The organism is Kribbella sp. WER1, assembly GCF_054189145.1.
In genome coordinates this window covers 2,997,783-3,019,655 of sequence record NZ_CM135186.1, presented here as the reverse complement: position 1 = coordinate 3,019,655, position 21,873 = coordinate 2,997,783, and the positions used below count along the sequence as shown (strand labels likewise).

At 69.4% G+C, this 21,873-nt stretch carries 20 protein-coding genes; 12 read left to right on the top strand and 8 right to left on the bottom strand.

Going from position 1 to position 21,873, the window contains the following annotated elements; all coding sequences use genetic code 11:
* Nucleotides 1–3: 3 nt before the first annotated feature.
* Together ACXJJ3_RS14660 and ACXJJ3_RS14655 are read right to left on the bottom strand one after the other, a co-directional pair.
* Entirely contained in the window at nucleotides 4–1,011 is a 1,008-nt protein-coding gene (locus ACXJJ3_RS14660) for a glycosyltransferase family 2 protein (protein ID WP_458170586.1), read from the bottom strand.
* Nucleotides 1,012–1,017: 6 nt separating this feature from the next.
* Complete coding sequence (locus tag ACXJJ3_RS14655; RefSeq protein ID WP_458170585.1) at nucleotides 1,018–2,514, bottom strand: LCP family protein; 1,497 nt, start codon at nucleotides 2,512–2,514, stop codon at nucleotides 1,018–1,020.
* Nucleotides 2,515–2,778: 264 nt separating this feature from the next.
* Between ACXJJ3_RS14655 and ACXJJ3_RS14650 the strand changes: the two genes are divergently transcribed.
* The 4 genes from ACXJJ3_RS14650 (at nucleotide 2,779) to galE (ending at nucleotide 7,400) form a co-directional block, all read left to right on the top strand.
* On the top strand, nucleotides 2,779–3,612 hold the full coding sequence (locus ACXJJ3_RS14650; protein WP_458170584.1) for a S1 family peptidase: 834 nt from the start codon (nucleotides 2,779–2,781) through the stop codon (nucleotides 3,610–3,612).
* A gap of 75 nt (nucleotides 3,613–3,687) precedes the next feature.
* A complete protein-coding gene (locus ACXJJ3_RS14645) occupies nucleotides 3,688–5,766 on the top strand; it encodes a spermine/spermidine synthase domain-containing protein (RefSeq protein ID WP_458170583.1) in 2,079 nt (692 codons plus the stop codon).
* Nucleotides 5,759–6,388 carry a class I SAM-dependent methyltransferase gene (locus tag ACXJJ3_RS14640; RefSeq protein WP_458170582.1) on the top strand — a complete coding sequence of 210 codons (630 nt, stop codon included), beginning with the start codon at nucleotides 5,759–5,761 and terminating at the stop codon, nucleotides 6,386–6,388. The genes ACXJJ3_RS14645 and ACXJJ3_RS14640 overlap by 8 nt, the downstream gene beginning before the upstream one ends.
* Nucleotides 6,389–6,449: 61 nt before the next feature.
* Nucleotides 6,450–7,400 carry a UDP-glucose 4-epimerase GalE gene (galE, locus tag ACXJJ3_RS14635; RefSeq protein ID WP_458170581.1) on the top strand — a complete coding sequence of 317 codons (951 nt, stop codon included), beginning with the start codon at nucleotides 6,450–6,452 and terminating at the stop codon, nucleotides 7,398–7,400.
* 7 nt (nucleotides 7,401–7,407) lie between these two features.
* Here galE and ACXJJ3_RS14630 read toward each other — a convergent pair whose 3' ends face one another.
* Both ACXJJ3_RS14630 and ACXJJ3_RS14625 read right to left on the bottom strand, forming a co-directional pair.
* Complete coding sequence (locus ACXJJ3_RS14630) at nucleotides 7,408–8,187, bottom strand: SDR family NAD(P)-dependent oxidoreductase (protein ID WP_458170580.1); 780 nt, start codon at nucleotides 8,185–8,187, stop codon at nucleotides 7,408–7,410.
* Nucleotides 8,187–8,867: a TIGR03089 family protein gene (locus ACXJJ3_RS14625; RefSeq protein WP_458170579.1), complete on the bottom strand. Its 681-nt coding sequence runs from the start codon at nucleotides 8,865–8,867 to the stop codon at nucleotides 8,187–8,189. The genes ACXJJ3_RS14630 and ACXJJ3_RS14625 overlap by 1 nt, the downstream gene beginning before the upstream one ends.
* A gap of 66 nt (nucleotides 8,868–8,933) precedes the next feature.
* Between ACXJJ3_RS14625 and ACXJJ3_RS14620 the strand changes: the two genes are divergently transcribed.
* Nucleotides 8,934–9,425, top strand: a complete 492-nt coding sequence (locus tag ACXJJ3_RS14620) for a twin-arginine translocase TatA/TatE family subunit (protein WP_458170578.1) — start codon at nucleotides 8,934–8,936, stop codon at nucleotides 9,423–9,425.
* Between the two features lie 58 nt (nucleotides 9,426–9,483).
* Here the strand turns inward: ACXJJ3_RS14620 and ACXJJ3_RS14615 are convergent, their stop codons facing one another.
* The gene (locus ACXJJ3_RS14615) at nucleotides 9,484–9,963 is read right to left on the bottom strand and encodes a hypothetical protein (protein ID WP_458170577.1); all 480 of its coding nucleotides are present in this window, start codon (nucleotides 9,961–9,963) and stop codon (nucleotides 9,484–9,486) included.
* A gap of 187 nt (nucleotides 9,964–10,150) precedes the next feature.
* Here ACXJJ3_RS14615 and ACXJJ3_RS14610 point away from each other — a divergent pair, with 187 nt between their 5' ends.
* The 5 genes from ACXJJ3_RS14610 (at nucleotide 10,151) to ACXJJ3_RS14590 (ending at nucleotide 15,728) form a co-directional block, all read left to right on the top strand.
* Complete coding sequence (locus ACXJJ3_RS14610) at nucleotides 10,151–11,146, top strand: siderophore-interacting protein (RefSeq protein ID WP_458170576.1); 996 nt, start codon at nucleotides 10,151–10,153, stop codon at nucleotides 11,144–11,146.
* 9 nt (nucleotides 11,147–11,155) lie between these two features.
* On the top strand, nucleotides 11,156–12,493 hold the full coding sequence (locus ACXJJ3_RS14605) for a hemolysin family protein (protein WP_458170575.1): 1,338 nt from the start codon (nucleotides 11,156–11,158) through the stop codon (nucleotides 12,491–12,493).
* Nucleotides 12,490–13,542: a hemolysin family protein gene (locus ACXJJ3_RS14600; RefSeq protein ID WP_458170574.1), complete on the top strand. Its 1,053-nt coding sequence runs from the start codon at nucleotides 12,490–12,492 to the stop codon at nucleotides 13,540–13,542. Before ACXJJ3_RS14605 ends, ACXJJ3_RS14600 begins: the two co-directional genes overlap by 4 nt.
* Before the next feature lie 62 nt (nucleotides 13,543–13,604).
* The gene (locus ACXJJ3_RS14595; protein WP_458170573.1) at nucleotides 13,605–14,624 is read left to right on the top strand and encodes an NAD(+)/NADH kinase; all 1,020 of its coding nucleotides are present in this window, start codon (nucleotides 13,605–13,607) and stop codon (nucleotides 14,622–14,624) included.
* A 9-nt stretch (nucleotides 14,625–14,633) separates the two neighbouring features.
* Nucleotides 14,634–15,728, top strand: a complete 1,095-nt coding sequence (locus tag ACXJJ3_RS14590) for a mannose-1-phosphate guanylyltransferase (RefSeq protein WP_458170572.1) — start codon at nucleotides 14,634–14,636, stop codon at nucleotides 15,726–15,728.
* A gap of 1,265 nt (nucleotides 15,729–16,993) precedes the next feature.
* Here ACXJJ3_RS14590 and ACXJJ3_RS14585 read toward each other — a convergent pair.
* From ACXJJ3_RS14585 to cofD, 3 genes are all read right to left on the bottom strand, one after another.
* Nucleotides 16,994–17,671, bottom strand: coding sequence for a DUF3105 domain-containing protein (locus tag ACXJJ3_RS14585; protein ID WP_458170571.1), 678 nt, complete (start codon nucleotides 17,669–17,671; stop codon nucleotides 16,994–16,996).
* Nucleotides 17,672–17,796: 125 nt separating this feature from the next.
* Entirely contained in the window at nucleotides 17,797–18,765 is a 969-nt protein-coding gene (locus ACXJJ3_RS14580; RefSeq protein WP_458170570.1) for a coenzyme F420-0:L-glutamate ligase, read from the bottom strand.
* Nucleotides 18,762–19,763: a 2-phospho-L-lactate transferase gene (cofD, locus tag ACXJJ3_RS14575; protein ID WP_458170569.1), complete on the bottom strand. Its 1,002-nt coding sequence runs from the start codon at nucleotides 19,761–19,763 to the stop codon at nucleotides 18,762–18,764. Before cofD ends, ACXJJ3_RS14580 begins: the two co-directional genes overlap by 4 nt.
* Before the next feature lie 115 nt (nucleotides 19,764–19,878).
* On the opposite strand from cofD, the gene ACXJJ3_RS14570 reads away from it, so the two are divergent.
* A complete protein-coding gene (locus ACXJJ3_RS14570; RefSeq protein WP_458170568.1) occupies nucleotides 19,879–21,177 on the top strand; it encodes a hypothetical protein in 1,299 nt (432 codons plus the stop codon).
* Between the two features lie 342 nt (nucleotides 21,178–21,519).
* Nucleotides 21,520–21,771, top strand: a complete 252-nt coding sequence (locus ACXJJ3_RS14565; RefSeq protein ID WP_020389877.1) for a WhiB family transcriptional regulator — start codon at nucleotides 21,520–21,522, stop codon at nucleotides 21,769–21,771.
* Nucleotides 21,772–21,873 lie beyond the last annotated feature (102 nt).

Here is a 21,873-nt window from a genome sequence, read left to right as displayed (position 1 = left end):
GGGTCAGCTCGCGGTCTTCGGGCGTTCCCGGAGGCCGACCAGGAAGCCGAGGCCCCAGGACACGTGCATGGTCGCGCAGACCAGCGGCATCCAGAACAGCGCCTTCCAGGGCAGGTACCGGCCCTCCATCGCGGAGCCGAAGATCAGCAGCAGGGCGTAGCCCAGCGGGGCCAGGAAGCCGATGTCGAGCCAGCTGACGCCGGTGGCCAGGCCGATGATGCCGAGGATCGTGCCGACCGCCAGGCCGATCACCGCGACCGGCGGCGCCAGGTACCGCTTGCTGGCGGTCTCCGGGTGCCGGCGGATCACCTCGCGGCGCCACTGGCCGGTGTGGAAGAACTGCTTCGCGACCGCGGACAGCGACGACCGCGGCCGGTACGTCACCGACAGGTCCGGGCTGAACCAGATCAGCCCGCCGGTCTTGCGGATCCGGTAGTTCAGCTCCCAGTCCTGGGCGCGGTGCATGGTCTCGTCGAAGCCGCCGACCCGCTCCAGCGCGGCCCGCCGGAACACCCCGAGGTACACGGTGTCGGCCGGGCCGGCCTTGCCGCCCTGGTGGAACGTCGAGGCACCGAGCCCGAGCCGGGAACGGTACGCGCAGGCGACCGCCATCTCGGTCGGCGTCCGGCCCTCGGCGGCCATCACGCCGCCGACGTTGTCCGCGCCGCTCTCGTCCAGCACCTCGACCGCGCGGGTGATGTACCCGTCGGTGAGCGCGCCGTGCCCGTCCACCCGGACCAGGATGTCGTGCTTGGCGTGCGCGATCCCGACGTTCAGCGCGGCCGGCGTCTTGCCGGTCGGGTTCGGCACGATGCTGATCCGGTGGTCCTTCTCGGCCAGCTTGTCCGCGATCTCCTCGGTCCGGTCCTTGCTCGGGCCGATCGCGAGGACGACTTCGAGCTCACCCGGATAGTCCTGGTCGAGGACGCGGCCGACCGCCTCCTCGAGGTGGCGTTCCTCGTTCAGCACGGGCATCACGACGGACACGGGTGGCCAGTGGGACAGCGGCATATCAGGTCAGGCCTTACAGATCGATGCGACGTCGTCGACGCCGTTGGCGGGTGGTGTGGAGGTTGAGCTTGTCGGCTTCTTGCTCGGACTTTTCGTACTGTGGGTGGTGCTGGGCTTGCTGCTGGACGTCCCCGTGGTACTACGCGGAGTGGTCGAGGTCTTACCGTCTCCTCCCGGGCCGTCGTTGTCCAGCGATTCGGACTTCGCGATCGCCTCCGCGACCTTGGCCCGGATCACCGCGAAGTCCGGGTCGCTGGACTTGATCAGCGGCGGGACCGCGGAGAAGCTTGACACCGGGAGCTTCTTCGCGTCCAGCGCGAGGTCCATGAAGGTTCCCAGTTCACCGGCCGGGATGCTGGTCTTGACGACTTCCTTACTGGCCGACGCGATGCCCTGGAACTTGGTCAGCACGGTCTGCGGCGACAGCTGGTTCAGCATCGCGGACATCACGCACTTCTGCCGGGCCATCCGGTCGTAGTCCGAGGACTCGGCGCGGGAGCGGGCGAACCAGAGCGCGTGGTAGCCGTCCAGGTGGACGTTCTTCCCCGGCTCGATGTAGCCCTTGATCGGGGACGTCTCGCCGCCGATCGGCACCCGCTTGCCGATGTCCAGGGTGATTCCGCCGACCGCGTTGATCAGGTCGCGGAAGCCGGTCAGGTCGATCAGCACGTAGTAGTTGATCTTCAACCCGGTGACCGCCTCGATCGCCTGCGCGGTCGCGGTCTCCCCGGGGTTCGGGTTGCCGGGGAACAGGTCCTTGTGGTTCGCGGCGTACGTGTAGACGCCGTTCAGCAGGCATTCGATTTTGCAGTTGTTCCAGTGGAAACCGTTCGGGAACTGCTTGGCCAGCGGCGTACCGGCCGGGAACGGGACCTTCGCCAGGTTTCGCGGCAGGCCGATCAGGACGGTCCGGCCGGTGTTCGCGTCGACGCTCGCGACGGTCATGCTGTCCGGCCTGGTGCCGACGCGGTCCGCGCCGGAGTCGCCGCCCATCAGCAGCACGTTGTAGCGGCCCTTGTCGGCTTTCGAGGTCGTGGTGTTGCCGAACACGCTGGCGACGAAGTCGCGCTGGGTGTTCACGATCACACTCGCGTAGATCAGCGCCCCGACCACGACGAAGATCAGCGCGCCGTCGAGGATGCTCGTGATCAGCCGGTGGTTGCGCTCCAGCATCAGCGGCTGGCTGATCCGGTACGCGTCCACGAACAGCGCGGCCCAGCCGAGCGCGAGCACGATCAGCAGGATCTGCACCAGCCGGAGCGTGCCCGGCCTGGCCAGGATGTTGATCGTCCCCGAGCGCCAGATCAGCGCCAGGACGACCAGGAACACGACGAGCGCGATCAGCCCCGCGACCACCCGCCAGGCCCAGCGGCCGGCCTTCTTCGAACCTGCGACGATCTGGGCCGATCCTGGCAGGATCAGCGTCATCAACAGCAGTGTCAGCGCCCGCTTGAACCGCACCGGCTCGCGGAGGCTGCGCAGGTCTGGCTTCTCCTGCGGCATGACGTCCTTCCCCTGAAAGTCCCAGGCAGTTCCCTCCGGGCGGTCTGCTCCCGACCGTACCTGGTTGCTTGTCATCACTCGGTACGACGTGCCGGTGGTACCGATGGTTCGCACCCGGGCGGATCCGGAGACGAAGGGTAGCAGTCCGGACACGGAGCGCAGGAAAACCCCTGACCTGACCCTGCTTCACACAGCTGTGATGGTCCGCGGCCGACGAATGCGTTACGAAGTCCTCTACGTACAACCAGTGAGGAAACCGCCCCCATGAAACTGTTCCGTACGCTCCTGGCCGCCACAGCGGTCGCGACCACCACCCTGCTCGGCACCACCGCGGCCCAAGCCGCCGCCCCCGGTGCCGACTTCTCCGGGATCGCCGCGCTGAACAACTGCTCGGCCTCCCTCGTCCGGTACGCCGAGTCCGTCGACACCGACAAGGCGCTCGTCTTCACCAACGGCCACTGCTACGAAGGCGGGTTCCTGCAGCCCGGTCAGGTCCTGGTGAACAAGGCGTCGACCCGGTCGATCACGCTGCTGAACCCGGATTCCAGCCGGGCCGGCACGGTCCGCGCCGAGAAGATCCTGTTCGGCACCATGACCAAGACCGACCTGATCGTGTACCAGGTCAACGAGACCTACGCCTCGATCAAGAGCCGGCTGAACGTCACCCCGCTGACCCTCGCCAAGCAGGCGCCCGCCGACGGCGCCGGGATGGCGGTCGTTTCCGGCTACTGGAAGCGCATCTACACCTGCTCGGTGCAGGCCACCATCCCGCAGTTGCGGGAGGGCGACTGGACCTGGCAGAACTCGATCAAGTACCACCAGCCCGGCTGCGAGACGATCGGCGGTACGTCGGGATCGCCCGTGGTCAGCACCACCACCGGCGAGATGATCGGCATCAACAACACCGGCAACGAGGACGGCGAGCGTTGCACGGTGAACAACCCGTGTGAAGTCGACGCGAACGGCAACGTAACGGTCGAGAAAGGTGCCGCGTACGGCGAGCAGACCTGGTGGCTCTACACCTGCCTGACCGCCGACCGCGCGATCGACCTGAACAAGGCGGGCTGCGAACTCCCGAAGCCGGCCCGGCGTCGCTGAAGGTCTGGAAAAGCCTGAAGAAGATTGCCTGCGGGGTGACGCACGCCACTTCGATATCCGGTAACGTCCCCCCGCATGGCTGTCGACTCCGCAACCGACCACGTCTCCACGCCCAGCTGGCCGAGCCCTTTCGGAGTGAGGACGCGGCTGGTCGCGTCCAGTGCGTTGATGCTGTTCACCGAGCTCGCGCTGATCCGCTGGACCGGCTCGAACGTCGTCCACCTGAGTTACTTCTCGAACTTCGTCCTGCTCGGCTCGTTCCTCGGCATCGGGATCGGGGTACTGCGGTCCGGTCGCGCCAAGCGGCTGCCGTACTACTCGCCGATCATGCTCGGCCTGCTCGTCCTGGTCATCGCGTGGAAACCCGTCACGGTTGACCGCGGCAGCTCGTCCAGCGTCATCTACTTCACCAGCCTGAACACCACCGGCCCGCCGGTCTGGGTGATCCTGCCGGTCATCTTCGTCGCGGCGGCGGTGGTGCTCGCCGGTCCGGCGGAGCTCGTCGGCCGGTGTTTCTCCGAGCTGCCGCGGCTGACGGCGTACCGCTTCGACCTGGTCGGCAGTCTGGTCGGGATCGTCTCGTTCACCGCGCTGTCGTTCCTCGGTGCGCCGCCGATCTGGTGGGGCCTGGTCGTGACGATCGTGTTCGCGGCGCTGATGATCCCGCGGACCGCTGCCGGGACCCGGATCGTCGCCACCGCGGTGAGTGCCGCGCTCGTACTGGCGCCGCTGCTGGTGATGCTCGGCGTGCTGTTCCACGAGTCGACGCGGCCCGACCTCAGCTGGTCGCCGTACTACAAGGTGAAGACGAAGAAGTACACCTGGGAAGGCGTCCCGCTGCTGACGATCACCGTGAACGGCGTGCCGCACCAGCAGGCGATTCCGGCCGACGCCCGGCTGCAGTGGGAGCCGCAGTACGGCCTGCCGTACGAGCGCGCGGCCGCCGGCAAGAAGCCGGGCAACGTGCTGATCATCGGCGCCGGCTCCGGGTCGGATGTCGCGATCGCGCTGAAGAAGGGCGCGGCGCACGTGGACGCGGTCGAGATCGACCCGCGGATCCGTGACCTCGGCAAGCAGCTGAACCCGGACCACCCGTACCAGGACCCGCGGGTGACGTCGCACATCGACGACGGACGCGCGTACCTGTCCCGGACGAACAAGAAGTACGACATGATCCTGCTGGCGCTGCCGGACTCGTTGACGCTGGTCAACGGGGCGAGCTCGCTGCGGCTGGAAAGCTACCTGTTCACCAAGCAGGCGTTCGAGTCCGCGAAGGAGCACCTGAACCCGGGCGGCGCGTTCGCGATGTACAACTACTACCGCGAGACCTGGCTGATCGACCGGCTGGCGTCGACCGCGGAGACCGCGTTCGGGCACAAGCCGTGTGTGGACAAGATCGGTGACGGCCTGCAGCAGGCGGTCGTCACGGTCGGGCTGACCGAGCAGGACCAGACGTGTGCGACCGAGTGGGCCGGTGCGACCTCGACGACGCCGCCGCCCGCGACCGACAACCGTCCGTTCCTGTACCTGTTCACCGACCGGATCCCGTCGCTGTACCTGATCACGCTCGGGCTGATCCTGGTCGCGGGCCTCGTCGGCGTCGGGATCGCCGGCGGCGGCGCGTCGTACAAGCGGATGCGTCCGTACGCCGACCTGTTCCTGCTCGGCGCCGGGTTCATGCTGCTGGAGACGAAGAGCATTACCGGGTTCGCGTTGCTGTTCGGTACGACGTGGGTCGTGAACGCGATCGTGTTCGCCGGCGTGCTGGTGGCGGTGCTCGCCGCGGTCGAAGTGACGAGGCGGTTCAAGACGCCACCGGTGAAGGTGATGTTCGCGGTGCTGTTCGGCGGGCTCGCGTTGTCGTGGGTGTTCCCGGACAGCTGGCTGCTCGGGATGCCGGTCGGGTTGCGCGCGGTGGTCGCGGTGCTGATCGCCTTCCTGCCGATCTTCGCGGCGAACGTGATTTTCGCGAAACGGTTCACCGACACCGAGGACGGGACAGCGTCGTTCGGCGCGAACCTGCTCGGCGCGATGCTCGGCGGCTGCCTCGAGTACGCCGCGCTGGTGATCGGCTTCCACGGACTGCTGATCATCGCCGCGCTGCTGTACGTCGGAGCCTTCCTGCTGACACCGAAACTCCGGGCCCGTGCCTGACCTCCGGGACTACTACCGCGAGCGGGCCGGCGAGTACGACGCCGTCTACGACAAGCCGGAACGGCAGGAGGACATCGCGCGCCTGCGGGCCCTCCTGCCGCCGCTGGTCGAAGGCCGCGCGGTACTGGAAGTTGCCGCCGGCACCGGTTACTGGACGACGGCGCTCGCGACCACGGCACGGTCCGTGGTCGCGACCGACGTCAACGAGGAACCGCTGGAGAAGGCACGCGCCCGGTCGTACGGCGACACCGACGTACGGTTCGAGATCGCGGACGCGTACGACCTCGGCGCGGTGGACGGGACGTTCGACGCGGTCTTCGCCGGGTTCTTCTGGTCGCACGTGCCGCGGGCCGACGTACGGCGGTTCGCGCAGGGGCTGCTGGACCGGGTCGAGCCGGGCGGGGTGGTGATCCTCGCCGACAACCGGTATGTGGAGGGCAGCAACCATCCGATCACCCGGACCACCGCGCACGGGGACACGTACCAGACGCGGCAGCTGGCCGACGGGCGGACGTTCGAGGTACTGAAGAACTTCCCGGCCCGGGAGCAGTTCGCCGCCGACGTCGGGCGGCCGGTGGAATGGACCGAGCTGGCTTACTTCTGGCTGGCAACTGTCTGCTAGTTGGTACGGGTTCGGCCCGTTTCGCGGGTGCTGCCGGTGATCGGATGGCAGGATCTGAGACATGACGTGGCTCGTGACTGGTGGTGCTGGGTACATCGGAGCGCATGTGGTGCGGGCGTTCCGCGAGGACGGGATCGACGTGGTCGTGATCGACGACCTGTCGAGCGGGAAGGCGGAGTTCGTCCCGGACGGCGTGCCGTTCGTGCGGGCGAACCTGCTCGACGGCGCGGCCGTGCGGGAGGCGCTCGACGGGGTCGAGGGAGTCGTGCACCTGGCCGGCTTCAAGTACGCCGGGGTGTCGGTGGAGCGGCCGTTGCATACGTATACACAAAACGTCACCGCGATGGTGTCGCTGCTCGAGGCGATGGCGGAGAAGTCGGTGCGGAACATCGTCTTCTCGTCCAGCGCAGGGGTGTACGGGACGCCTCGCGATCAGGTGGTGACGGAGGACACCGCGCCGGACCCGCAGTCGCCGTACGGCGAGTCGAAGCTGATCGGCGAGTGGCTGCTCCGCGACCAGGCCGCTGCCACCGACCTGCGGCACACCTCGCTGCGGTACTTCAACGTGGTCGGCTCCGGTGACCCGGCCGTCTACGACGCCAGCCCGTACAACCTGTTCCCGATCGTGTGCAACTTGCTGACCCAGGGCAAGACACCGCAGATCTACGGCACCGACCACCCGACACCGGACGGCACGTCGGTCAAGGACTACGTGCACGTCGCCGACCTGGCCCGGGCGCACGTCGCGGCCGCCCGCGCGCTCGAGTCCGGCAAGACCCTCGAGCGCGTCTACAACCTCGGCAGCGGCACCGGTACGTCGGTCCGCGAGATCATGGACGCCGCCCGCCGGGTGACCGGGATCGACTTCACCCCGTCCGAGGGCCCGCGCCGGCCCGGCGACCCGTCCCGCGTGGTGGCGAACGGCGACCTCGCGGCGCGCGACCTCGGCTGGCAGAACACCTACACGGTCGACCGGATGTTCGCGACCGCATGGGAAGCCTGGCCGGCCTAGGGCGGGTCTAGTACTCCTTCTTGTAGAAGCCCGACGGGCCCAGGTTCATCCCGCCTGGGCCGGTCAGGACACCGCCCTCCACCGGGAGCGTGTGGCCGGTGATCCAGGACGCGTCGTCCGACGCCAGGAACGCGACGGCGGCCGCGATGTCCTCCGGCTCACCGACCCGGCCCAGCGGGTACATCTTGCTGAACCGCTCCAGGGTTTCCGGCTGGTCGTCCCAGTTCGGGGTCCGAATGGTGCCCGGGGCAACGACATTGAAGCGGACGCCGAGCTCGCCGTACCGGGCCGCGTAGTTCACGCTCAGCGCGATCTGGCCGGCCTTGGCGGCGGCGTACTCGATGTTGCCGAAGGCCGCGAGGCCGTTCACCGAGCTGATCGTGACGACGTTGCCGCGGTGCTTCACCAGCTGCGGCAGCGCCGCCTGGATACAGCGGGACGCGCCGACCAGCGTCAGGTCCAGCTGCGCGTGGAACTCCTCGGCGGTCGCGTCCTCCGGCACCGACCGGACGATGCAGCCGCCGGCGTTGTTCACCACCACGTCCAGCCGGCCGAACCGCTCGACCGCGGCCGCGACGGCCGCGTCCACGTCGTCGCGGTTCGTCACGTCGACGCGGACCGGCAGCGCCCGGTCGCCGATGCTCTTCGCGACCTCCGCGATCTTGTCCTCCTGCAGGTCGGTCACCACGACCGACGCGCCCTCGTCGGCCAGCCGCCGCGCGACCGCCGACCCGATCCCCTGCGCCGCCGCCGTGACCAGCGCTACCTTGCCCTCGAACCGTCGCACTACCCCTCCAGGATTCGGTCGACCTTCTCGTCCGCGACCCGGCGCTCCAGCTTCGCGGCGTCCAGGTTGCGGCAGAGCACGATCGAACCACCTCCGGCGATCACCCCGACCAGCAGGCCCAGCCCGTCGGCGTCCGTGAGCGTCCGGGTGACGAGGATCCGGTCCGCGACCGGGTCCGCGGCGGCGATCAGCTCCGCGTGGGTGAGATCGTCGTACGCCGGGGACGTGGGCGTCGGGGCGTCGTACGGGGAGAAGACGTCGGGGTGGTTGTAGACCTCGGCGCCGTAGTCGTGCACGCCGTCCGGCAACGGTTCGCGGAAGCGGCCGCCGAGGGGGAGCAGCGCGGAGGCGACGGTCTCACGGTCGCCGCGGACGGCGACGTCCGGGCCGGTAATCGCGATCGTTGCGGTGCCGCTGGTGAGGGCGGCGCCGGCCGACCAGGTGGACAGCGCCCAGACCACGCCGAGCCAGTGCGGCGGGAGCCCGATCGCGACGGTGTCGCCGGACTCGACGTCGTACTCGTCGACGAGCAGGTTCGCGGTCTTCGCGACCCAGTTCGCGGTGGTCACCGCGCTGAGCTCGATCCGCTCGCCGGAGACGTCGTCGTAGTAGGTGAGGAACGGCTTCGCGCCGTCCCGGCGGACCGCGTGCGCGAACAGCTCGGGCAGGACTTGTGACATATGGCCCACCCTACGGTTCGTGGATCGGCGTACGTTGGAGGCAAAGAGTGGAGAGAAGGGTCGGTCATGGTGCCAGAACTCGCGCTGCCCGAAGGCGGCGAATGGATCGTCATCCTGGTCATCGTCGTGCTGCTGTTCGGCGCGAAGAAGCTCCCGGAGCTGACCCGCAACGCCGCCAAGGCCATGAAGGAGTTCGAGAAGGCCCGCCAGGGCGACGACGAACTGCCCCAAAACTCAGCTCAGTCACAGGCCGCCACTCAACCCCAGACAACCCTTCCCACCCAACAACCGGCTCCCGCACAAGCAACCGCTCCAGTCCCCGCACAAGCAACCGCCCCGGCACCCACCCCGGCGCAAGCACCTGCTCCCGCGCAAGCACCTGCTCCCGCGCAAGCACCTGCTCCTGCGCAAGCAGCCGCGCCGACACCAGCTCCGGCACAAGCCGCTGCTCCTGCTCCGGCGCAAGCATCCGTTCCTGCTCCGACCCAGCCGGAAGCTCCTGCTCCTGCGCAGCCGGAGGAGGCTGAGGGAGACAGCCGCGCGCAGGGCGGGGAGTGAAAGCTGTCCATCCCTCGGTAACGCCCTCGGTCACCCCGGCTGGTTAGGCGCAGCCCAACTAGCTGCGCCTGCTCCTGCGCAAGCCGTCGCACAGACACCAGCTCCGGCGCAAGCAGCTGCTCCGGCCCCACTCCGGCGCAAGCACCTGCTCCGGCGCAAGCACCTGCTCCTGCGCAGCAGCCGCGCCGGCGCCAGCTCCGGCGCGACGGCCTGCTCTGATCCTGCGCAAGCAGCTGTGCCTGCTGCGGCGCCGACACCAGCTTCGGCGCCAGCTCCTGTGCAAGCAGCCGCGCCGGCGCCAGCTCCGGCGCGAGCGCCTGCTCTGATCCTGCGCAAGCAGCTGTGTCTGCTGCGGCGCCGACACCAGCTTCGGCGTCAGCTCCTGCGCCAGCTTCGGCGCCAGCTCCTGCGTCAGCTTCGGCGCCAGCTCCCGCGCCAGCGCCTGCAGCTGCTCCTGCTCCGGCGCAAGCGCCTGCTGCTGCGCAAGCAGCTGCACCAGCACCGGCTCCAGCAGCTGCACCAGCACCGGCTCCAGCACCGGCTCCAGCAGCTGCGCGTGCTCCGGCGCAAGTATCTGCTCTTGCTCCCAGGCAGCCGGAAGCTGCTGCTCCTGCGCAGGCGGAGGGGGCTGAGGGAGACAGGCTCCCGGAGGGCGGGCAGTGAAGCTGTCCATCCCTCGGTAGCGCCCTCGAGCGCCCCGGCTGGTTAGGTTAGCCTAACTAGCTGTGAGGGGTACGACGATACGCGGAGAGATCAGGCGGCTGACCCGCTCCGGTGACTCGCGGGTGATCTGCCCGGTGCGGGTGGAGTCCGTCGAACCGCTGACCCCGGGCTTCAGCCGGGTGACGGTCCAGGGCGACGGGCTGGCGGCGTACCGCACGATCCGCCCGGCGGACGCGTTCAAGCTGGTGATCCCGCCGGACGGCCTCGGCAGTGTAAAGATGCCGAAGATCAGCCCGGCCGGCGCGCCCGTCTGGCCGGCGGACCGCCCGACGCCGCTGACTCGCGCGTTCACGGTCCGGACGTTCGACCCGGACACCCGGCGCCTCGTGTTCGACGTCGCACAGCACGGCTCCGGACCGGCGATCACTGCATCGGATGCTGCGACTCCGTCGCAGCGGGTTACGACGGTGGAGCGCCCGTGCTCTGGTCGCTTCGCTCCCGGCGCTCCGCAGCCCAGGACGGGCGGCCTCATGACCTGGCTGAGCAGCACCCGCCCGGGTGACACCGCCGTACTGCTCGGGATCCGGCGGGAGTTCCACGCCGGCGACGTCGACCATCACCTGCTGATCGGCGACTCCACAGCGCTGCCCGCGATCGCGGCGATCGTCGAGAGTCTCGACGTACCGTCGACTGTGTATCTGCAGACGGAGTCGCCGGCCGACCGGTCGCTGGTGAAGGGCGACGTGCACTGGGTCCACTCGCCGCCGGTCACCGGGCCGGACAGCGTGCTGGAACAGGCCGTCCGGACGTTCACCCGCCCGCCGGGTCGCCTGCAGGCGTGGTGTGCGGCGGAGGCCGGCGTGGTCCGCTCGGTCCGCCGGTACCTGGTCGACGAGCTGGCGGTCGGCCGGGACGACCTGCATACGGTCGCGTACTGGATCGCGGGGGAGACGGCCGAGGGCGGTGACGCGTTCCGGATGCGCGCGTACACCCGGGCGGCCGAGGACGGACTGGACGTCACCGACCCCGCGGTACTGCAGTCGCTCGAGTTCTCATAGGGTGCGGTCATGCTGATCCTGGCCGGCCTGGGCCTGATCCTGGTGCTGACCGTTGCCACCGGCTACTTCGTGTCCCAGGAGTTCGCGTACGTCGCCGTCGACCGAAACCGCCTGAAGACGCTGGCCGCGGACGGTGACGCGGCGGCCGCGCGGGCGTTGAAGGTCACCGAGCGGCTGTCGTTCATGCTGTCCGGCGCGCAGGTCGGCATCACGATCACCGCGCTGCTCGCCGGGTACTTCGCGGAGCCGTACCTCGGCGAGGGCCTGCAGCACCTGCTCGGCGGGGCCGGCGTACCGCAGGCCGTCAGCCTGTCCGTCTCGGTCATCCTGGCGTTGCTGTTGGCAACGATCATCCAGATGGTGCTCGGCGAGCTGGCGCCGAAGAACCTGGCGATCGCGCGCTCCGAGGCGATCGCGCTCCGGCTGGCCCGCTCGACCCTGCTGTACCTGACGATCGCCGGCCCGCTGATCCACCTGTTCGACTCGGCGTCGAACCGGATCCTCCGCCGGGTCGGGATCGAGCCGGTCGAGGAACTGCCGCAGGGCGCGACCCCGCAGGAGCTGGACCGGATCATCGAGACGTCGTACGAGCAGGGCCTGCTGGACGAGGACACCACCCGGCTGCTCGACCGCGGCCTGGACTTCCGCGGCCGGACCGCCGGCGAGGCGATGGTGCCGCGCGTCGACGTGGTCACGATGCACCGCGACGAGCCGCTGACCCGGGTGGTCGAGCTGCAGGACACCGGGCACAGCAGGTTCCCGGTGATCGGCGAGTCGGTCGACGAGGTGATCGGCGTGGTCGCGATCGGCGACGTGGTCGAACTCGAACCGGCCGACCGCGCGACGATCGCGGTCGGATCGCTCGCGACCCAGCCGGTCGCCGTACCGACGACACTGCCGCTGCCCGCCGTACTGGAACGGCTGCGGACCGCGCGCCGGCAGCTCGCGATCGTCGTCGACGAGTACGGCGGGTTCGCCGGCATCGTGTCGCTGGAGGACATCGCGGAGGAACTGGTCGGCGAGATCCGCGACGAGGACGACCTGCCGGAGACCGGCCTGGTGCAGGGCGGGGACGGGTCCTGGGTGGTCCCGGCGCGCTGGCGGCTGGACGAGGTCGAGCAGGCGACCGGCGTACCGCTGCCGGAGAGCGACGACTACGAGACCGTGTCCGGGCTGGTGATGGCGCGGCTCGGCCGGATCCCGGACGTCGGTGACTCGCTGCTGGTGGAGCTGCCGCAGCGGATCGACCACGACGGCAAGCCGCTGCCGACCGAGAGCGTCCGGCTCACCGTGCAGACGATCGAGCGCCGGGTGCCGGGCATCGTACTGATGGAGCGTGTGGCGTGAGTACGACGTGGGCGTTGATCATCTCTGTCGTCCTGCTGGCGCTGAACGGGTTCTTCGTCGCGGCCGAGTTCGCCCTGGTGGCGTCGAAGCGGCACCGGCTCGAGGAACTGGCCGCGTCCGGCAGCCGGTCCGCGCGGGCCGCGATCGCCGGCGTCAGCGAGCTGTCGCTGATGCTCGCGGGCGCGCAGCTCGGAATCACCTTGTGCACGCTGGGTCTTGGATCGCTGAGCGAGCCGGCCGTGGCGCATCTGCTGCAGCCGCTGTTCGAGCTCGCGCACATCCCGGAGGACGTCGGGCATGTGATCGCGTTGATCATCGCGGTCGGCGGCATCGGCCTGCTGCACGTCCTGCTCGGCGAGATGGCGCCGAAGTCGTGGGCGATCAGCAACCCGGAGCGGTCCGCGCTGATCCTGGCGCTGCCGTTCCGCGGCTTCACGTACGTGTTCCGGCCGCTGCTCAGCGTGCTGAACTGGATCGCGAACCTGTGTGTGCGGCTGGTCGGCGTCACGCCGCAGAACGAGATCGCCAACGCGCACGGGCCGGACGAGCTGCGGCTGCTGATCGAGTCCTCTCGCGAACACGGCACGCTCGAGGAACCGGAGCACGAACTGCTGACCGCGATGCTCGCGCTGCAGAACACCACAGTCGGCCAGGTGATGACGCCGATCGCGCAGCTGTCGACCGTACTGGCGACCGCGTCCGCCCGGGAAGTCGAGCTGACCAGCCGGCGCGAGGGCCACTCGCGGCTCGCGGTCGTCAACGGGTCCGCGGGCATCTGCGGCATCGTGCACGTCCGCGACGCGGCCCGCGCCACCACCGCCGGCGACACCACGAGCCGGGCGTCGGACCTGATGATGGCCGCGCTCGAACTCGGCGACAAGACCCCGGTGGCGACCGCGATCCGGATCATGCGCGACGAACGCTCGCAGCTCGCGGTGGTCTGCGGCGGCGAGCAGGCGATCGGCGTGGTCGCGCTCGAGGACCTGCTCGAAGAGGTGATCGGCGAGTTCGACGACGAGACAGATCCGATCGTCCGGGCCGCCGAATAGCCGGGTTACCGTGTGGTGTGGCGATTTCACGGCTTGGGTTGGTGGTTCACCAGGGTCGGCCGGTGGCGGTCCAGACCGCCGAGACGGTCCGGCGCTGGGCGACCGCGCACGGCATCGGCTGTACCGACATCGACGTCTGGAAGAACCACGAGGAACGGCGGTCCGGGACGGCGGAGCTGCACCACGCCGGTGACCCGGACCTGGTCGTCACGCTCGGCGGCGACGGCACGTTCCTGCGCGGCGCGCGGATCGCGGCGAAGAACAACGCCGCCGTCCTCGGCGTCGACCTCGGCAAGGTCGGGTTCCTGACCGAGGTCGCCTGCAAGGACGTCGAGGCCGCGCTCGAAGCGGTGCACCACGGTGGAGCGACGTACGAGGAACGGATGACGCTGACGATGCGCGCGTCCCGGCCGTTGGAGATCCCGCAAGGCATCGAGTCGCTGCTGCGGTACGGGCACGGCCCGGCGCTGCCCCCGCCACCCGTCCGGCACGAGGTCGCCGAGGGCGACGGCTGGGGGATGGCGCTCGACGTCACCGCGCTGAACGACGTAGTGGTGGAGAAGCTCGCGCGCGATCACCAGGTCGCGCTCGGGGTGTACCTGTCCGGGCGGCTGCTGGCGTCGTACTCCGCGGACGCGGTCATCGTCGCGACACCGACCGGGTCGACGGCGTACAGCTTCGCCGCCGGCGGGCCGATCCTCTCGCCGAACACCGAGGCGATCGTGTTCACACCGGTCGCGCCGCACATGACGTTCAACCGTACGGTCGTCGCCGCGCCGGACGAGGCGATCGCGCTCCGGGTACTGCCGCACTCCGGGCAGGCCGCCGTCAGCATCGACGGGCAGCTGCGCGGCGTACTCGATCCGGGGGACTGGATCGGGGTCTACGGCTCACCCCAACGGCTCCGGCTGGTCCGCCTCCGCCCCACCGACTTCTACGGCCGCCTCCGCGACCGCTTCCGCCTCACCGACGCCCCCGCGACCGGGATCGACGGCCAGCCCGACCTCTTCTGGCAGCCGGCCGATACGCCCGTACCCCCGGACCTGCAACACCTCCGGCTTCCGCCTGGTGACGACCGGTAGGGTCTCTGCATGCGAAACGTGGTGATCCTGGCAGGTGGTTCGGGGACGCGGCTCTGGCCGATGTCCAGAGACGACAGGCCGAAGCAGGTGCTGCCGCTGGCGGCCGGCCAGTCGCTGCTGCGGGTGGCGTACAACCGGCTGCTCGGGCTGGTCGCGCCGGAGAACATCTACGTCTGTACGGTCGGCGCGATCACCGACGTCGTACGCAAAGAACTCCCCGAGCTCGGCCCGCACAACATCATCGGCGAACCCGCCCGCCGCGACACCGCCAACGCCATCGGCCTCGCCTCAGCCGTCGTCGCCCGCAACGACCCCGACGCCGTCGTCGCCTTCGTCGGCTCCGACCACCTGATCAGCCCCGAGGACGAGTTCCGCGCCGCCATCGAGCACGGCTTCGAAGTCGTCGAGGCCCGCGGGCGCTCCCTCGTCACCTTCGGCATCGAGCCGACCCACCCCCACACCGGCCTCGGCTACATCGAACGCGGTGCACCTATTGAAGGTACGTCGGCGTACGTCGTGGACCGCTTCCGCGAGAAGCCGGACCGCGCGACCGCCGAGGAATACCTGGCCACCGGGCGCTTCTGGTGGAACTCCGGGATGTTCGTGTGGCGGGCGTCGACGGTGCTGAACGTCCTCGATACCTTGCTGCCCGAGTCCGCTGCTCGCCTTCGCGAGGTCGCCGCGGTCTGGGACACGCCTGAACGCGAATCCACTCTTGCCGAGGTCTACCCGAACCTTCGCAAGATCAGCGTCGACTTCGCGGTGATGGAACCGGCCTCACAGGGCAAGGTCGATGCTGACGTGGTCGTCGTACCGATGCCTGTGCATTGGCTGGATGTTGGGTCTTGGGCCTCGCTCGCGGACACGTACGAGGCTGATCCGAACGGGAATCGCTTCGATGGCAGCACGTTGAGCTGCTTGCTCGACTCCCACGACAACATCATCGTCACCGACGATCCGGACCATCTGGTCGCAACGGTGGGACTCCGCAGCCACATCATCGTCCACACCCAAGACGTGACAATGGTCTGCCCACTATCGGACGGCGAACGCGTAAAGGAACTGGTAGCCCAGGTCCAGTCAGACCACGCCGACTACATCTGAGCCAAAAGCTGACAGGTGCTGTGGTTCGTGGGGGTGGAGGGCTGACAGGTGCTGTGGTTCGCCCCACGCGTACTACGCAGATACTCCGGTCGCTCTGCTCCCTCCCGCATCTGCTACGCGCGCTCGCACCCACCCGCCGGCTTCGCACCGGGATGCACCCGGCTGCGGCCGGGAGTTGCCCGCTGCCGCGGGCGAGTTGCGAGCTGCCGCTCGTGGTGAGTGCGTAGGCGGAGGTGGTGCGTGGGGCCGCAGGTGGTGGGTGGTTGCTACATACGTGGGGACAGGCGGGTGTGTTGAACGAATGGATGTGATTCGCCCCGAGTGATCTGCAGGTGCTCCGGTCGCTGCGCTCCCTCCCGCACCTACTACGCGCGCTCCCACCCACCCCGTCGGCCTAGCGCCAGCATGCCGCCCGCTGCCGCGGGCGACTTGCGAGCTGGCGCTCGCGGGTGAGTGCGTTGGCGGAGCTGGTGCGGGATGGTGCGACAACTCCTGGGGGCGGTGAACAGGTAATTGCCTGTCGCCAGACACCACACGGTGTTCACAGTCACCGTTCAGGCACCCGGCAGGCCGCCCGGCCGCGCCGGTCGGGTTTCACGCCGCGAACCACTCACCCCGCTCGGCTTCGCGGAACACCGCGGGCTGACAGCATGCGCAATAGCCGGCGTCCGCTTACGCACCACCCGTACGCACCACGCTCGCTTACCCACCACGCACTCCTGCGCACTGCGTCTGCGTAGTCACCGCATCCGCTCAGGCACCACGTTCGCTGGTCGCGCTGCTACCTTCACCACTCATCACCTGCGGCCTCGCGAAGGACGTGCGCCGAGCTGTGAGCCGCGGGTAACTGCTCGGCGGCAGCCGGGTGGATCCCGGCGCTAAGCCGGCGGGGTGGGGCGGAGCGCGCGTAGCCGGCGCGGGAGGGAGCGCAGCGACCGGAGCACGTGGGTAGCACGCGTGGGTCGGCAGCAGCCACCCGTCACCACGTCTGCTCACTCACCACCCGCGCCAGCCGGCGGCACCATATCCGCCAGCCGTCAACACCACATCCGCCGCCGGCTGCACTCCCGCGGGCCCGGCAGCACATCCACCGCCGGCTGCACCACAGCCGCGGGCCCGGCAGCAGAGCCACCGCTGGTTGCACCACAGCCGCGGGCCCGGCAGCAGAGCCACCGCCGGCAGCAGGTCAACCACAGTGCCCACGCCACCGGGCGGTCGATGCCGGCAGCACGGTCACCCAGGGCGGGGCAGCCGCCGGCGGGTGGTTAGCCGCCGTTGGGTTCTTGGGCGTCGGTGGCGGGGTACTTCTCCATGAACTGCTTCAGTGCGTCTCCGCTCACCGACCCGCAGAACTGCCGGTGGCCGAAGGACTTCTGGTCCGCGCCCGGGCCGCTCCAGTGGGCGAAGGCGAGGTTCTTGCCGTCCGGCCAGGGCTTGCCTTCGGAGGACTTGAAGGGGGCCGCGATGAACTTGTTCAGCGACGTGTCCGGCAGTTTCGACTTGGCGATCTTTTCGATTTTGTCGATCTGGTCCTTCGGCAGGGTGTCGCGGTACCAGAGGATCGTGTAGCCGTGTTCGAGGTTGTGGACCAGGTTCTCGACCGGTGGGCGGTCGCCGGTGGAGTAGAACTTCTTGTCGAACGGCGCCCAGACGGCGTAGTGCGGGCCGGATGACGGCGGGGAGACGGAGTACAGGATCTTCTCGCCGTCGGGGCGGTGGTCCTGGGTGCCGCCGGCGGTGTCGTTGGTGATGGGGTCGCAGGAGGCGGAGCCGGCGGCGACGCCGAAGTCGGTGAGGGCCTGGTTCTTGGTCCGGGAGTCCTGGACGAGCTTGATCGCCGGGTAGGCGATGATGGCGAGTCCGACCACGATCGAGCAGACCACGATGATGATGGTACGGCGGCGGTCCGAGGCGGCCTGCTCGCGCTGCATCTTCTCGATCATCTGGCGGCGCGACTGTTTCTGCGACGACGCTTTACCCACAGTGTTGGTCTTCCCGGATAGGGGCGGCCACCGCGCCGCCGTGCGAAGGCAGTGTACGAGGTGACCCTAAGAAGTTGCCTAGAAAACTACTTCGACCGTGAGCCGAACGTGATCGTCGCCGCCGCGCCCGGCCCGGCCTGCACCGCGACCCCGTAGCCCTCGGCGTGCAGTAGTACGGCGACCCGCTCGGCGACGACGCCGACCGTGACAGGGTCCGAGCCCGACACCGTGACAGCGTTGTCACCCGCCTCGACCAGCACGCCGTCGGCAGCCAGGTCCGACAACAGCAGAGGGTCGAGCTCGCGCGGCCCAGCAGGCGGTTGCCGGTCCAGTACGGCGGCCCGCGCCGCCTCCCGGGTGCCGAGGCTGAACATGTCGTGCTCCGCGTCCCGCACCAGCGCCCGCGCCCCGGGCCCGTCCTCGCCCACCGGCAGGACGGCGTCCTCGAGCCCCCGCAGTACGGCGACCGGTACGCCGTCGGCCTTGCCCTTCACCAGTTCGCTGGCGCCGGCGATCTCGTCCGCGAGGGCGGGTTCGGTGACGGCGAGGACGTTGCCGTGGCTGTCCGTCGTACCGCGGAGGTCCTCGACGACGCGGACGCCGGCGGCGCCGATTGCGACGTCGGTCTGGCCGTTCCGCCAGGGGCGGCCGAGGGTGTCGGTGACGACGATGCCGACGTTGACGTCGTACCGCTCCTTCAGGGCGGACCGCAGGATCCGCGCCGACGCATCCGGGTCGACCGGCAGCAGCAGGACCGTGCCGGCGGCCGTGTTGGACGTGTCCGTGCCGGCCGCGGCCATCACCAGGCCGTGCCGGGTCTCCACGATCCGGGTGTCGCCGCGTTGGGCGACGACCCGGACGAGCTCGGCGTCGACGGCCTCGCGGCGGGTGCCGTACGTGAGCCGGCCTTCCGCCTTGCTGACGATCTTGGACGTCACCGAGACGACGTCGCCGTCGCGCAGGTCGGTACCGTCCGCGATCAGCGCGGCCAGGTCGGCCCCGGCCGCCACCTCGGGCAGCCCGGTCACCGGGAAGATCTCCAGGTGCTTCCTCATCGCCGTACGGCCTCCGCGAGGGTGAGTGCCGCGTCAGCCATCGCGGCGGTGGTGGTCTCGTCCGTCATCCACAACGGGACGGCCTGGACGTGAATTCCGGCACCGGCGATCGAATCCGCCTGGATCGCGTCCGAGCTGTCGATCAGCCAGCCGTCCAGGACGCCGCCGGACGTACGGGAGCCGTAGTACCGGGCGACCGCCGAGGCGGTGGCGGCGACGCCGACCGTGGCGAGCACCTTGTCGGCCATCCCGCGGACCGGGCCGGTGCCGATGATCGGGGACAGCCCGATGACCGGCGCGGCGGTCGCCTGCACCGCTTCGCGGATCCCCGGTACGCCGAGGATCGTGCCGACCGAGACGACCGGGTTGGACGGCGGGACGATCAGTACGTCGCAGTCCGCGATCGCGTCCAGCACACCGGGCGCGGGCTTGGCCTTGTCCTGGCCGACGGCAACGATCTGGTGGGCGGGGATGCCGGCCTGGTGGCGGACCCAGTACTCCTGGAAGTGGATGGCCTTGCGGCGGCCCGGCTGCTCCGGGTCGTCCACGACGACGTGGGTCTCGATCCGGTCGTCGCTCATCGGCAGCAGCCGCACCGGGAGCTTCCAGCGCGCGCACAGCGCCTCGGTGACCGCGGTCAGGCTGTACCCGGCGTCGAGCATCTGGGTACGCACCAGGTGGGTCGCGATGTCGCGGTCGCCGAGCCCGAACCAGGTGGGCTCCACGCCGTACGCCGCGAGCTCCTCCTTGATCACCCAGGTCTCGTCCTCACGACCCCACTTGCGCTCCTCCGAGATGCCGCCGCCGAGGGTGTACATGACGGTGTCGAGGTCGGGGCAGACCCGCAGTCCGAACAGGGTGATGTCGTCCGCGGTGTTCCCGACGACGGTGATCTCGGCGTCCGGACGGGCCTTGAGCAGACCGCGGATGAAGGCGGAACCGCCGATGCCGCCGGCCAGCACGGTGTATCGCTTGGGCAGGTGGGTGCGAACTTGCATGGGAAGAGTCTGCCCGAGTCGTCAATGCGTCGGCCCACCGCACGACTATGCTGCGGTGAGTCATCAGATCCGCACAGCTCAGTTGTACGGCCCCCCAACATCCGAGGAGCCCCTCGTGGTCACCGACGCAACCAAAAAGCTCAGAGAGCCGGTCGCGTACATCCTGCTCGCATTCACCGGCCTGCTCGCACTGGCCTCGCTGTTCCAGCTGTTCGTCGGCGGGATCGGCTTCGTCGCCGCCTCCGGCGGCGTGCACAGTCTCATCGTGGCGCCGTCCTTCGGCGCGGTGGCGTTGATCGTCGCGCTGGTAGCCGCGGTCTGGCTGGTCAACGAGGGCGAGCGGACGCCGAACGCCCGGATCGTCACGCTGGCGGCGCTGGTCATCACCGGTCTGTTCCTGCTGATCGGCCTGGTCGCCACGTTCGCGCAGTTCAACGGCGGCGGTACGGCCGGCGAGAAGATCGTCGGCTTCATCGCGTCGCTCGGCGGTCTCGCGCTGTACGCCGGTGTCGGGCTGTACGCACTGAAGACGTTCCAGGCGCTGCCGGCGCCGGTGAAGGCCCCGAAGCAGGGCCAGTTCCAGGGCCAGCCCGGCCAGCACGGTCAGGGCCAGTTCGGCGGCCAGCAGGCGCAGTACGGCCAGCAGGGCTACGGCCAGCAGCAGTACGGCCACGACCAGCAGCAGGGTCAGTACGGCGGTCAGCAGTACGACCAGGGCCAGCAGTACGGCGGCTACGCGGCCGGCGCGGCTGGTGGGTACGCGGCGGGTCAGGGCGACCAGCAGCAGTGGCCGCAGGAGCAGAACTGGAACCAGGGCGAGCAGCAGCAGGCCTGGTCCGCCGGTGACGCCGAGGCCCAGCAGCACGGGCAGCACACCGACCCGGCAGCGGGTCAGCACTCCGCGCAGCACTCCGGCCAGGAGCAGGCGTGGCCGGCCGAGGGTCAAGCCGCCGCGGCCGAGCCGACCCAGGCGTGGAACTCCGAGGGCCAGCAGCAGTGGAGCGGCCAGGAGCACGCCCAGGAGCACGGCCAGCAGCAGTGGCCGCAGGAGCAGCAGTGGGGCGCCGACGCCGGTCAGCAGCACGGTCAGCAGCACGACCAGCAGTGGGGTGGCCAGGACTACGGCCAGCAGGGCCAGTCGGCCCAGTCGGGTCAGTCCGGCCAGGAATGGGGCCAGCCGGCGGCCGAGGGTTCGGACGCGCAGTCCGACGCCCAGCAGGGCCAGCAGGCCTGGCAGCAGGAGCAGTCCTGGCAGGCCGACGACAAGCCGGCCGAGCAGCCGGCGGCCGCAGACCCTGCACAGCAGGGCGAATCGGCCGACGAGACCCGCGTCGACCAGCGCGTCGAGGGTGACAAGAACGACCCGAACCAGCCTGGTCAGGGTCAGCAGGGCTGGTGGTCACAGCCTTCCTGATCAGTCAGCTGATCGGGAATCGGAAGGGCAGCAAGCCCTTACCGATGCGGTGGAAAAATCGCGGTACCACGAGGTTTGAAGCCGGGTACCCGGCGCGAGAGGCCTGTATCTACAGGCCTCTCGTTCTTTTGCGGGCGTGTTGCGGATGATCCCAATAGCAGAGCACGGCTTGACTTTCGTGGATTGCAGGAATGTAATTTCAACCGTGTCGTTCGTTAGGACACTCGGTATCGGGGACCGTTGCAGAGCGCAGGACGGACGAGGTCAGGCATGTGGACCGCAAACCCACATGTACAGGGGAACGAACAGGGTCGAGGAGGTCGTACCGTGACAGAGGGCCTGATGGCGATTGTCGACGGTGAGGCGATCGAGGAGGAGCCGAACTGGCAGGAACGGGCGCTGTGCGCCCAGACCGATCCAGAGGCTTTCTTCCCGGAGAAGGGCGGTTCCACCCGCGAGGCCAAGAAGGTGTGCCTCGGCTGCGACGTCCGGGGCGAATGCCTCGAGTACGCGCTGCAGAACGACGAGCGCTTCGGGATCTGGGGCGGTCTGTCGGAGCGGGAGCGCCGCAAGCTGAAGAAGAAGGCCGTCTGAGCGGCGGCTGAGGACAACAGCAACAGCAGAGACTTCCGCGAGGCCCTGGACGAACGTCGTCCGGGGCCCGCGGCTTTTCCACAGCTTGAGCCCGCGGCTTTC

Excerpts from the sequence above, each read along its gene's own strand:
- ACXJJ3_RS14660 (WP_458170586.1), bottom strand. The coding sequence starts at position 1,011 with ATGCCGCTGTCCCACTGGCCACCCGTGTCCGTCGTGATGCCCGTGCTG.
- ACXJJ3_RS14655 (WP_458170585.1), bottom strand. The coding sequence starts at position 2,514 with ATGCCGCAGGAGAAGCCAGACCTGCGCAGCCTCCGCGAGCCGGTGCGG.
- ACXJJ3_RS14650 (WP_458170584.1), top strand. The coding sequence starts at position 2,779 with ATGAAACTGTTCCGTACGCTCCTGGCCGCCACAGCGGTCGCGACCACC.
- ACXJJ3_RS14645 (WP_458170583.1), top strand. The coding sequence starts at position 3,688 with ATGGCTGTCGACTCCGCAACCGACCACGTCTCCACGCCCAGCTGGCCG.
- galE (WP_458170581.1), top strand. The coding sequence starts at position 6,450 with ATGACGTGGCTCGTGACTGGTGGTGCTGGGTACATCGGAGCGCATGTG.
- ACXJJ3_RS14625 (WP_458170579.1), bottom strand. The coding sequence starts at position 8,867 with ATGTCACAAGTCCTGCCCGAGCTGTTCGCGCACGCGGTCCGCCGGGAC.
- ACXJJ3_RS14620 (WP_458170578.1), top strand. The coding sequence starts at position 8,934 with ATGGTGCCAGAACTCGCGCTGCCCGAAGGCGGCGAATGGATCGTCATC.
- ACXJJ3_RS14605 (WP_458170575.1), top strand. The coding sequence starts at position 11,156 with ATGCTGATCCTGGCCGGCCTGGGCCTGATCCTGGTGCTGACCGTTGCC.
- ACXJJ3_RS14590 (WP_458170572.1), top strand. The coding sequence starts at position 14,634 with ATGCGAAACGTGGTGATCCTGGCAGGTGGTTCGGGGACGCGGCTCTGG.
- ACXJJ3_RS14585 (WP_458170571.1), bottom strand. The coding sequence starts at position 17,671 with ATGATCGAGAAGATGCAGCGCGAGCAGGCCGCCTCGGACCGCCGCCGT.
- ACXJJ3_RS14580 (WP_458170570.1), bottom strand. The coding sequence starts at position 18,765 with ATGAGGAAGCACCTGGAGATCTTCCCGGTGACCGGGCTGCCCGAGGTG.
- cofD (WP_458170569.1), bottom strand. The coding sequence starts at position 19,763 with ATGCAAGTTCGCACCCACCTGCCCAAGCGATACACCGTGCTGGCCGGC.
- ACXJJ3_RS14565 (WP_020389877.1), top strand. The coding sequence starts at position 21,520 with ATGGCGATTGTCGACGGTGAGGCGATCGAGGAGGAGCCGAACTGGCAG.